The organism is Bacillus atrophaeus (assembly GCF_039519175.1).
GTDB classification, from domain to species: Bacteria; Bacillota; Bacilli; order Bacillales; family Bacillaceae; genus Bacillus; species Bacillus atrophaeus.
In genome coordinates, this window is sequence record NZ_CP154443.1 from 3536001 (window position 1) to 3547588 (window position 11588).

Sequence of the window (11588 nt, forward strand, 5' to 3'; positions counted from 1 at the left end):
TTTAAGATGAAATGCTGAAAATGAGGTTATATCATGGTCAAAAAGTATTTAAAATTCCAGAAGCTAAGCGGAATTTCACCTTATATTTGGACAATATTTTTCATATTGCCTTTTTACTTTATATTCAAATCGTCTTCGACACTCGTTATCATTATCGGCATTGTCCTGACGCTCTTATTTTTTTCCGTGTACAGATTTGCGTTTGTCTCAAAGGGCTGGGCCATTTACATGTGGGCATTTATTTTAATCGGCATCTCCACTGCCTCTATTACGCTGTTCAGCTATATTTACTTTGCTTTTTTTATTGCGTATTTTATCGGAAATATACGAGAACGCGTTCCCTTTCATATTCTATATTATGTACATTTAACAAGCGCTGCGGTTGCCGCAAACTTCAGCTTTGTCTTAAAAAGAGAATTGTTTCTCACGCAAATTCCCTTCGTCGTCATCACCCTGATCAGCGCGATTTTGCTGCCGTTCAGCATCCGCATCCGAAAAGATCGTGAACGGCTTGAAGAAAAGCTTGAATTTGCTAACGAACGGATTTCTGAGCTGGTGAAAATGGAGGAGCGTCAGCGTATTGCCCGTGATCTTCATGACACTCTCGGCCAAAAGCTTTCTTTAATCGGTTTAAAAAGCGATTTGGCGAGAAAATTAATTTATAAAGATCCGGAACAGGCGCGTGCTGAACTAAAAAGCGTCCAGCAAACTGCAAGAACCTCTTTAAATGAAGTAAGAAAAATCGTCTCCTCCATGAAAGGAATCCGGCTGAAGGATGAATTGGTCAATATCAAACAAATTCTCGAAGCAGCCGGCATTAAGCTCATCTATGAAGAAAAGCAAACACCTGCCAGCATATCGTTACTAAATGAAAACATTCTGAGCATGTGTTTAAAAGAAGCCGTCACAAATGTCGTTAAACACAGCGGCGCCACAACATGCCGTATTGATATTCACCAGCAATGGAAGGAAGTCATCATTACCGTTACAGATGATGGGTACTTCAAAGGCACAGAACAATATTTCTCAAAAGGACATGGACTGCTCGGCATGAAAGAACGCCTTGAATTCGCAAACGGAAGCCTGCAAATTGACACAGAAAACGGCACACAATTAACGATGAAAATGCCAAATGAATCAAAAATCAAAGAAAAGGAAGGATCAAAATGATTACAATATTTATAGCGGAAGATCAGCAAATGCTGCTAGGCGCTTTAGGATCACTGCTTAATTTAGAAGATGATATGGAGGTTGTAGGAAAAGGAACAAGCGGACAGGATGCTGTGGATTTCGCCAAAAAAAATCAGCCTGATGTTTGTATCATGGATATTGAAATGCCCGGAAAAAACGGCCTTGAAGCTGCTGAAGAACTAAAAGATCTCGGCTGTAAAATTATCATCTTAACAACGTTTGCCCGTTCCGGATATTTTCAGCGGGCAATTAAGGCCGGCGTCAGCGGTTATTTATTAAAGGACAGCCCAAGTGAAGAACTCGCAAGCGCCATTCGCAGCGTGATGGACGGAAAACGCATCTACGCTCCTGAATTAATGGAGGATATCTACAGCGAAGCCAACCCGCTTACAGAAAGAGAAAAAGAGGTGCTCGAGCTTGTGGCTGACGGCAAAAACACAAAGGAAATTGCCAACGAGCTTAGCATTAAAAGCGGCACCGTCCGCAACTATATTTCTATGATACTCGATAAGCTTGAAGTGAAAAACCGGATTGAAGCCATTACCCGATCAAAGGAAAAAGGCTGGTTTAAATAAAAAAAGAGCATCTTGGTCATGTCCGAGATACTCTTTTTTATTGAATCAGCCTTTTCTTTTTATTTAGGCCCCTGCTTCAAGTGTCACCTGCACATCCAAATAAGGGCTGTATTCTGATTCAATAAGGTAAGTCGGCAGAAGTTGTCCGCAAGTAAACATATATCACAGGCGCATGCTCCGATCAAATGACTGCTTCCCCTGCTCTCTTCGCAACAAAACAGCTTGTTTTTCAGCCCTTTAAAGATATAAGCAAAAGCATTCCGTCTTAGAGGGTTAACCCCTTTTCTATTTACTTCGCGGTTCAGCTCCATCCCCTCCTTTCTATTTAGAATTTTGTTTTAACCGGCAATTCCCCACGGAGAAAAGACAATATAAATGACAGACACCATCACGAGAATAATACATGACGCAAGTTTTACATGCTTCCAAGGTTTCAAGTCCACTTGAGGATCATGGTTAAGACGATACTCTTTTTCTCTGGGCCGAAGCCTTCCGACAAACAGCATCACCGCCACCGAGAACGGAAAGAGGACAGCCAGGATATACAGAAAATGAATGTGTCCCATAAAGATTTTAGATAAGCCATACAGGACAATATGAGCCGGTATCGCAATTTTGACGGCTAAGGCGGGTACTCTTTTAGAAAAGAACCCTACCACAACTGCAGCTAAGATCGGCACATTAAAAAAGCCAAACATTTCTTGAAGATAATTATACAAGCCTGATGGCGCATACAAAATAAATGGCGCAATGATAATGGAAACAACGCCAAGAATTGCTACAAATATTCTGCCTGTCTTTACAAGATCAGCATCATTTGCATTCGGTTTAAAAATCGGCTTATAAATATCAAGTGTAAATAATGTAATCGTACTATTCAATGAACCGTTAAACGAACTTAAAATAGCGCCGAATAAAATAGCTGCGAAAATACCGGTAAGCGCTGTCGGCAGTAAATCTACGATCAGGCGCGGATAGACACTGTCGGCGTTATTGATTCCGCCTCCATAAAGATGAAAAGCAATAATACCCGGCAAGACTAAATAAAAAACCCCGACTAATTTAAAAAATCCTGCTAAGAGCGCCCCTTTTTGCCCCTCAGCCAAATTTTTAGCGCCTAATGCGCGCTGAACGATCGCCTGGTTGACAGCCCAGTAAAACAAATTATTTACTAAGAGGCCCGTTAAAATGGTTGGCCATGGCACTTCTGCGGAGTTGCTGATATCGATTGAATTAAGCTTTTCTGTATGTACGGCCGTTAATTTGGCAACACCGCCTCCAAAGCTTCCTTCACCGATAGCTAATATACCAAGCACAACAATCAGCAAGCCGCCGCAGATCAAACCGATTCCATAGATGGCATCTGCTGAAGCCGCAGCTTTCAAACCGCCGAAGAAGATATAACAGCAGCTCGTTATGCCAATGATAAATGAAATGATCAATATGGCTGTAAAAGTGCTGATTCCAAAATTATCCGTAAAACCGAAAACCTGATCTAATACAAGTGCCCCGGAGTATAAAACAGTCGGAAGGAATGAAACCGCATAGCCGATGATCAACAACAAAGAGACAATTTGTCTTGTTTTTTGATCAAAGCGCTTTTCAAGAAAATCGGGTATTGTCGTTATGCCTGTTTTTAAATAGCGCGGAAGAAAAAGTAACGCGAAAAATATCAAAGCAATCGGCGCACTCGCCTCCCAAGACATTGCAGTCATCGAACCGGCGTAGCTTTGACCGTTTAATCCAACCATTTGTTCTGTCGATAGATTGGTAAGCAATAAGGAACTCCCTATATACAAGGCGGTAAGGCTTCTCCCTCCGAGAAAATAGCCGTCAGACGTATGTAAGTTCACATCCTTCGTTCTTAGCCACGAGAACAAAAATATGCCGATATTAATGAGTAAAAAAGATACGATAATCCATATCAAGTTTCTGCATCCCCTTTTTTTCAAAACATAAGACCCTTATTCCCTGTTTACGAACAGAAAAAACATGAGAAGCACATTCGAACTTTTCAGAATATAATGGTTAGGAAAGAGAAAAAAAGGGAAGAAAAAAAGGACACGAGCTTACGCTCAGTGTCCTTGATTTAAAAACCGATATATGACTAGTTAAGAACTTTTACCTTTACAGTTCTGACGCCCCAGTTTTGTGCGTCACTTGTTTTAGGTACAAATACATCTATTTTATTTCCTTTTATTGCGCCGCCAGTATCTGCTGCAGTTGCTTCTCCGTAACCTTCAACGTAGACTTTTGAACCAAGCGGAATCACTTTAGGATCCACCGCAATTACTTTTGCGTTAGGGTTTTTATTCAAGTCTACACCTGTGGCCGTAACGCCGGAAATGCCGCCGTCGTTAGCTGAATAAGCAGTTGCAGTAACTGTTAGTTCTTTTTTAGCATTTTGATTGCTTGTATTTGATTGAACAGGCTGTTCCTCTGTTTTCTCAGAAGTTTCTGCTGCAGCCTTCGATTCTTGTTTAGGTTGTTGTTGGACAGTTTCTTGTTTAGGTTGTTGTTGGACAGTTTCTTGTTTTGGCTGCTCTGTTTGCACCGCTTCTTGTTTTGGCTCAGCTTGAGGCTGGCTCTCTTGAGCTGTGTTTGAAGCTGATACCTGACCTTTAACCGCAAGTGTTGTTCCTGCATAGATCATGTCAGAGTCTAGATTGTTCCAGCTTTTAAGGCTGTTGATTGAAATGCCGTATTTTTGAGCAATCTTCCAGAGGCTGTCCCCCTCTTTAACTGTGTATTGCCCAGCGGTTGTTTCTTCTTCTGAAGAAATGGTCAGTTTCTCTCCTGCAATGATTATATCAGTAGATAGCTGATTCCATTCTTTTAAGTCCTTTAGGTTCACTCCGTTTTTCTGAGAGATTCCCCAGAGCGTGTCACCCTTTTGCACCGTGATTTCTTTCGCAGAAGCGTGAGCTCCGAATGCAGTTGATGAGATTGCTGCAACTGCGACAAAGGACATAATCGTCTTCTTCATAAGTAAATCCTCCCTTGTTAGCTTTTTATTGGCGGCTAACAGGGGATATCGTAACATATGTAAATGTCATTTCAATAACAAAACGATTTGAATTAGATTACAGTTCCTTTACATGAAAGATTTCTCTTGGTTGGAAAGACTTGCTGAACCCTTGGTATAAAGCGGTTTTGCAAGTCTTATTTGCATGGCTTTTTCCGCTCCGGACAAAATGTGTTTTCTCAAAAAAAACTTATCTTTTTTGCTTTTTTATACTGTTTCACTTACGTAAGCTTGAATTTCTTCTAAAAAAAGCTTGCCGTATTTCACCCTTTTTTGTTCTCCCACTCCTTTAATTGAAAGAAGATCCTCTTCATTCGCAGGCTGCTTGCCTGACATTTCTTTTAGCGTTTGATCAGAAAAAACGACAAATGGCGGGACGCCTTGTTCTGCGGCAATTTGCTTTCGAAGCATGCGAAGCCGCTCAAATAAGGCGTCATTTTCAGTAATCGCAGCCGCTTTGAGCGCTTCTTTTCTGACAACGTCCTCTTTTCCAAGCAGCACGTTTCTTCCTTTATTGGTTACAAAAAGAGTCGGAAACGTACCGTCTGACATTTGAATAAAGTCATCAGAAATCAGAAACTCGATAAAATCGCTGATTTCAGATACAGATTGATGCTTTAAAATCCCGTAAGTCGATAGCCGGCTGAACCCGTTATCCAGCACTTTTTTGTTTTTTGAGCCCGCCAGCACCTGAGCGATCATGGTTTTGCCGAATCGTTCATTCATACGTATCATACACGATAATACCATTTGCGCTTCTTTGGTGACGACATGCGCTTGCCTTGTATCTGTACAGTTGCCGCATTGTCCGCAGGCTGCCGGATCAACCTCACCGAAATATTTAAGAATAAATCGCTGCAAGCAATCTTCTGTGTGGCAATAATCAACCATTTGCCTCAGTTTCTTCAGATCCTGCTTTTGCTTTCCTTCATCTGATGCCGATTGTTCGATTAAAAAGCGCTGCACCATAATATCCTGCGGTGAAAACAGAAGGATACACTCACTGTCAAGCCCGTCACGGCCTGCCCTTCCCGCCTCTTGATAGTAGCTTTCCATATCTTTTGGAATTTGATAATGCAAAACAAATCTGATATTGGATTTGTCGATGCCCATACCAAAAGCAGACGTTGCGACCATCACTTGGATTTGGTCATTAAGAAACTGCTCCTGCTGCTCTTTCCTGACTTCATCCGGCAATCCGCCATGATAACGTCCTGCGTTTATATGCTGCCGTTTTAGTTTTTCACAGATCCGGTCTGCTTCTTTTCTTGTCGCAGTATAAATGATGCCTGCTTCAAGCTTATTTCTGTTCAGGTACTCTTCTATAAAGCGATCTTTATTTTCGCCTTTTGCTACTTTAAAGGTTAAATTGTCACGGGAAAACCCGGTATAAACCGTATTTTCCTTTTCAATATGAAGCTGTTTGCAAATATCCTCGTGCACCTCAGGAGTAGCTGTCGCGGTTAATGCCATAATGACAGGCTTCTCTTTTAACTCACGAAATAGAATTTCAATATTTCTGTAGCTCGGCCTAAAATCATGCCCCCATTGCGAAATGCAGTGGGCTTCATCAATAGCTACGAGCGGGACGGTGATGCTTTGTAAAATCCGAATGAATTCCGGTGAGGTTAAACGCTCCGGCGTAATATAAAAGAGATGATAAGAACCGTTTTTCAAAGCAGTTAAGCGGCTCTGAATGTCTTGATTGGATTGTGTGCTGTTAATATACGCCGCTGCAATCCCAGCTTCCTCAAGGGCATCGACCTGATCTTTCATTAAGGAAATCAAAGGCGAAATCACAATCGTCGTTCCTTCAAATAGCAAAGCCGGAATTTGATAACAAATAGATTTTCCGCCGCCCGTCGGCATAATACAGGCCGTGTTCCGTTTGGCTTCTGTCACTGACCGTATCGCCTGCTCCTGACCGGGGCGCAGCTTCTCATACCCAAAATAATGCGCTAATAGCGATCGGGCTTTCTCTAACATAACGTCTAAGACCTCGCTTTTTCTTCGTTTCTCCCATCTTATCATAAAAAGAAGCCTTGCTATTACTGGTCGGCTGAAATTGAATTTTCAAAAGAAAAACGCAAAATAAAAAGCCATCTCCAAAAGGAAATGGCTTCGCTACGTATTGCCGTATGCATGTAAGAAAGTTTTAAACCACCACTCCTCAAAGTGGGTGTTTGCAGAAGCGTTCCTGTCGTCCTCTATCTTGGAGGCATGACATTCCGGCTTCGATGTAAAACTCCCTATTACAGCTTAAAGGTTAAAACTTAATTATCAATACGAACAATGTAGCTTCTATTAAAGAATACACGATTACTGACATTTTTTCAAGTGGTTATGATATTACAATAAAAAAACTTTTTTCAGAGCTCAGAAAAGACACTTTACTGAAACAGCTTTATCACATTCAGTTTTTTCATTATATAAATATAATAAAATAGAGATAAATTTCCATAAAATAAAAACCCCCGGCTATAAAAAGCACGGGAGTTTCCATCAATATTAGAACTTAGCAGCAAGGTCTTTTGCTTCTTGTAAGCCTTTTTCAACGATTGTTTGTGCGTTATCCGGAGCTGCATTATGGCCTTCAATCACCACGGTATGCAAATCTTGTACGCCCCAGAAGCCAAGAACTGTTTTCATGAAGTTCAGCGACATTTCAAGAGCAGCCATCGGTCCTTCAGAATATACGCCTCCGCGTGCGTTAAGAAGTGCTACTTTTTTGTCTCCCATTAAGCCTTTTGGACCTTCTGGCGTATATGTGAAAGTAACACCCGCGCGAGATAGGTAATCAACATAAGTATGAAGCACAGCAGGCACTGTGAAGTTCCAGAGCGGGAATGCAAAAACAACTTTATCAGCTTTTACAAATTGGTTCAGATAAACGTCAGCCGTTGACGCTTGTTTTTTCTCTTCTTCTGACATTTCAATGCCTTTAGCGGCTTTGAATGTTCCATTAATCATATCTCTTCCAAGGTAAGGAAGGTTTTCTTTATGAAGGTCCAGTTCGATCACTTCATCATTTGGGTTATTTTCTTTATAAGCAGCCAAGAAAGCTTCATATAATTTTACTGAAACACCTTCTTCAGCTGTACGATCGCTTGCTTTAACAAATAAGACTTGAGACATTTTTGTTCCTCCCGGTAATCTTTTTATATTTACTTACAAATAGTATGTTACTTTCTTTTTTAAATAATGTCAATCCATTTATTTCGAATTCGAGGTTTTTTACGAAAAAAAAAGGCAAGTACCGCAAAAGCCTGTACTCGCCTTCTTGAAACTTTTATTTTGAGTCCTGCTCCCGATCTAAAACTTCGTACGTAGCGGAGCTTTTTTGATCAATCGTTTCTTTATTCGAAAGGTCTTTCACCTGTGCATGAAATTCCTTTTCAACCGCAGGTGCATCAGGCTCTAGAGCCTCTTCCCTGTCAGTCTGAGCTTCAACAGTCATTCTTGCGTACGGCACAGCATCGAGCCTCTCATAAGGGATTTCTTCTCCAGTCGCTTCACATATTCCATAAGTTCCGTCTTTTATTTTTTGTAAAGCATTGTTTACTTCATCTAATAGTTCCCTGTCTACTTCCTTTACTGTTTGGTCTGTCATTCTGTCCGTATACAGGCTGCCGTGGTCTGCCATATGGTTATCCACTCCGTTAGACAGCTCACCCGCTTCTTCTGTCATAGACTCCGTTGCTTTTTTCGGGCCGGACAATTCTTTTTGCAGATCTAGCAATTTATGATAGAGATGCTGAATTTGTTCTTTAGTTAATGCCATGTGTAACCACTCCTTTCTTCTTGCTTTCCCGTTTTTAAAAAGAACAAACCTTAAAACAAAAAACACCTTCGTTTCCTCTGCTTTTTCACAAAAAAAACCGGCCATCATAAAGACGTCCGGTGTCCGCTAAACTGTGAAACGCTTTAGCTGCATAAATGTTTTGTCAAAATCGCCTGAACTTCACTCAGGTCGGTGTCTTTCGCAAATTCTAAATCGAAGGTCTTGCTTCTTGTCATCAGCAAAAGTCCAGTATCGGGGTCAAACATTCCCGCTTCCTGAATAGCAAAGCTTTCAATCGTTTTATAAGGAAGAAATACACGCACTTTCTTTTTGGAGAACATTTTATTATCAAAAAATATGATGCGTTTATTTGTAAAGCAAATTTGGTCAACCCGGAGCTTGTAGATAGATTCTATTCTTTCCCCTTCAACGAGCAAAGCTTCAAGTTTCTTTGCGTCAGTTGGTCTGCTAACAGAAAAAATACCCAATTAAGAACCCCTCTTCCTGCATTTATCTATTATTTTTATTATCAGTACGTAAAATAAGTTCTATATCCCTATATAAGAATACGACATGGACGTCATTTAAACCATTACGAATAGATTACATTTTCTAAAAATCGATCCGATCATTTTAAAAACCGCACGCTTATTTGCTGTCATAACATAGTACGTGCAGATATAGATGAAAGTTTCATTTTCCAGGGTCATTTTCAGATTATTTTTTAAAAAATTTCGTTTATTTTAGATAATTCGGTTTTATTTTCCATTTATCTGAACGAAAAAAAACCGCAGTTCTTTGCCTGCGGTTTTAAGATCATCTAATCCCGATCCGTATCTTCAATCGTTCCTTCATAATACGTATCTGAAATTTGTTCCCTTGTGACATCCTCGCCTTCTGTAGGATGCTTTTGTTCTGGGAAGTTCTCTGCTTCTTCTTTTCCGTTATTGACTTGTCTTTTCATTATGCATTCACCCTTTTTTCTTTAATCATTCTTTATTATGGATGATGCATGACATATTCATTCAGTCAATCAGACCTCTTCAAAGTACTCTTTATAGAATCCGCCAACTTTATTGGAATTGTCTACGACAAACAGGAATTCTTCTGTTTCGTTTTTCACTTCATATTCTTTCCCCGGCGTTAAAACGCGGTTTACGATGTATTTTTTTGCATTTGTTTGAACACATTTTACTTTTCTCACTGTTTCTTTTTTCAGCCATGTTTTATGAATCATTCTAAAAGCTCCTTTTTCTTGTCGATATGTTCATTGTAGCTTTTTTCTCTTATCAATTGCAATAATGGTTATTCATTGATTTTGCTATACCCTCTATTATAAAATCATTGTATACGCTTACTAATTTCACAAACTTCGCAGTCTAACCATTCCAAACCAACGCACCAACGAATCGACTATCACCAAGAATCTCAGTGCAGACCATTAAAAATTACAGGAGGTTTGTTACAAATGAGTTCTTTAACGATGCAAATCAGTAAGAGGCTGGAGACATTTTTACAAGGGACCAAAAAACTGTACATTGACGGCAAATTTGTTCCGAGTGCTTCAGGAGCAACCTTTGTCACCCCAAATCCGGCAACCGGTGAGACGTTGATGACACTCTTCGAAGCACAAGCCGAGGATGTTGATAAAGCTGTAAAAGCCGCAAGAAAAGCCTTTGATCAAGGTGAGTGGCGCACGATGCCGGCAGCTTCCAGAAGCAGATTGATGTATAAATTGGCTGACCTGATGGAGGAGCATCAAACAGAACTCGCTCAGCTTGAAACACTCGACAATGGAAAACCGATAAGCGAAACAACAAACGGAGATATTCCGCTGGCCATAGAGCATATGCGCTACTATGCCGGCTGGTCTACTAAAATAACCGGACAGACGATACCTGTTGCGGGTTCTTATTTTAATTATACCAAGCATGACCCTGTCGGAGTCGTTGGTCAAATCATCCCGTGGAACTTCCCTCTTCTTATGGCCATGTGGAAAATGGGCGCTGCGCTTGCGACAGGATGCACCATTATCTTAAAGCCCGCTGAGCAAACGCCGCTTACGGCGCTATACTTGGCTGAATTAATTGATGAAGCCGGTTTTCCTGACGGCGTTATTAATATTATTCCCGGATTTGGAGAAACCGCGGGAGAAGCGCTGTCCAACCATGAGGAAGTGGATAAGATCGCCTTTACAGGTTCCACTGAAATCGGCAAAAAAATTATGGAAACAGCCGCAAAGTCAATTAAGCGCGTAACATTAGAGCTTGGCGGAAAGTCTCCTAATATCATCTTGCCTGACGCGAACTTGAAAAAAGCCATTCCGGGAGCCTTAAACGGTGTTATGTTTAACCAAGGCCAAGTGTGCTGCGCTGGTTCACGGGTCTTTATTCAAAAAGACCGCTACGATGAAGTGGTCAGTGAGATGGTTACTTATGCGGAATCCCTTCGTCAAGGTGCAGGCCTGCACAAAGATACACAAATCGGACCGCTTGTAAGCAAAGAACAGCACGAACGTGTCCTTTCCTATATTCAAAAAGGCAAGGATGAAGGAGCGAAAGCCGTGACAGGCGGAAGCTGTCCGTATGAGGAAGGTTATTTTGTATCACCAACTGTATTTACCGACGTAGAAGACGGCATGACAATTGCAAAAGAAGAAATTTTCGGCCCGGTCTTAACTGCCATTCCATACGATACGGTCGATGAAGTGATCGAACGGGCAAACAATACCGAATATGGCCTTGCAGCCGGATTGTGGACCGAAAATCTGAAACATGCTCACTATATCGCTGACCGTCTGCAAGCCGGAACCGTCTGGGTGAATTGCTATAACGTGTTTGATGCAGCATCTCCATTCGGCGGTTACAAGCAATCAGGACTTGGAAGAGAAATGGGTTCATACGCCTTAAATAATTACACGGAAGTAAAAAGCGTGTGGATTAACTTAGAGGATTAAAAAGAAGATTTTGAAAAACTGCTGCCCTGACAGCAGTTTTTTTGTTTTTTCTTTCTGTAA

The 11588-nt window shown here is 41.0% G+C and carries 11 protein-coding genes and 1 other RNA gene; 3 read left to right on the top strand and 9 right to left on the bottom strand.

Features of this window, described 5'->3' with window-relative positions; all coding sequences use genetic code 11:
• Nucleotides 1-33: 33 nt before the first annotated feature.
• Both AAHT65_RS17570 and AAHT65_RS17575 read left to right on the top strand, forming a co-directional pair.
• Nucleotides 34-1170, top strand: a complete 1137-nt coding sequence (locus AAHT65_RS17570) for a sensor histidine kinase (RefSeq protein WP_151290591.1) — start codon at nucleotides 34-36, stop codon at nucleotides 1168-1170.
• On the top strand, nucleotides 1167-1766 hold the full coding sequence (locus AAHT65_RS17575; protein WP_003325811.1) for a response regulator transcription factor: 600 nt from the start codon (nucleotides 1167-1169) through the stop codon (nucleotides 1764-1766). Before AAHT65_RS17570 ends, AAHT65_RS17575 begins: the two co-directional genes overlap by 4 nt.
• A gap of 338 nt (nucleotides 1767-2104) precedes the next feature.
• Here the strand turns inward: AAHT65_RS17575 and AAHT65_RS17580 are convergent, their stop codons facing one another.
• The 9 genes from AAHT65_RS17580 to AAHT65_RS17620 form a co-directional block, all read right to left on the bottom strand.
• Nucleotides 2105-3694: a solute:sodium symporter family transporter gene (locus tag AAHT65_RS17580; protein ID WP_277713495.1), complete on the bottom strand. Its 1590-nt coding sequence runs from the start codon at nucleotides 3692-3694 to the stop codon at nucleotides 2105-2107.
• 179 nt (nucleotides 3695-3873) lie between these two features.
• Nucleotides 3874-4752, bottom strand: a complete 879-nt coding sequence (locus AAHT65_RS17585; RefSeq protein ID WP_094232177.1) for a 3D domain-containing protein — start codon at nucleotides 4750-4752, stop codon at nucleotides 3874-3876.
• A 246-nt stretch (nucleotides 4753-4998) separates the two neighbouring features.
• Entirely contained in the window at nucleotides 4999-6777 is a 1779-nt protein-coding gene (recQ, locus tag AAHT65_RS17590; RefSeq protein WP_106034991.1) for a DNA helicase RecQ, read from the bottom strand.
• A gap of 131 nt (nucleotides 6778-6908) precedes the next feature.
• Nucleotides 6909-7095, bottom strand: a non-coding RNA gene (gene ssrS / locus AAHT65_RS17595) — 6S RNA.
• A 204-nt stretch (nucleotides 7096-7299) separates the two neighbouring features.
• The gene (locus tag AAHT65_RS17600) at nucleotides 7300-7926 is read right to left on the bottom strand and encodes an FMN-dependent NADH-azoreductase (protein WP_003325805.1); all 627 of its coding nucleotides are present in this window, start codon (nucleotides 7924-7926) and stop codon (nucleotides 7300-7302) included.
• A gap of 154 nt (nucleotides 7927-8080) precedes the next feature.
• Entirely contained in the window at nucleotides 8081-8572 is a 492-nt protein-coding gene (locus AAHT65_RS17605; protein ID WP_258729325.1) for a TraR/DksA family transcriptional regulator, read from the bottom strand.
• 143 nt (nucleotides 8573-8715) lie between these two features.
• Nucleotides 8716-9060, bottom strand: coding sequence for a PH domain-containing protein (locus tag AAHT65_RS17610; RefSeq protein ID WP_088117378.1), 345 nt, complete (start codon nucleotides 9058-9060; stop codon nucleotides 8716-8718).
• Nucleotides 9061-9392: 332 nt separating this feature from the next.
• The gene (locus AAHT65_RS17615) at nucleotides 9393-9536 is read right to left on the bottom strand and encodes a DUF4025 domain-containing protein (RefSeq protein WP_010788920.1); all 144 of its coding nucleotides are present in this window, start codon (nucleotides 9534-9536) and stop codon (nucleotides 9393-9395) included.
• A 69-nt stretch (nucleotides 9537-9605) separates the two neighbouring features.
• Nucleotides 9606-9809 (bottom strand): DUF6501 family protein, encoded by a 204-nt coding sequence (locus AAHT65_RS17620; protein WP_003325801.1) that lies wholly within the window; start codon nucleotides 9807-9809, stop codon nucleotides 9606-9608.
• Nucleotides 9810-10040: 231 nt separating this feature from the next.
• On the opposite strand from AAHT65_RS17620, the gene AAHT65_RS17625 reads away from it, so the two are divergent.
• A complete protein-coding gene (locus tag AAHT65_RS17625; RefSeq protein WP_003325800.1) occupies nucleotides 10041-11528 on the top strand; it encodes an aldehyde dehydrogenase family protein in 1488 nt (495 codons plus the stop codon).
• Nucleotides 11529-11588 lie beyond the last annotated feature (60 nt).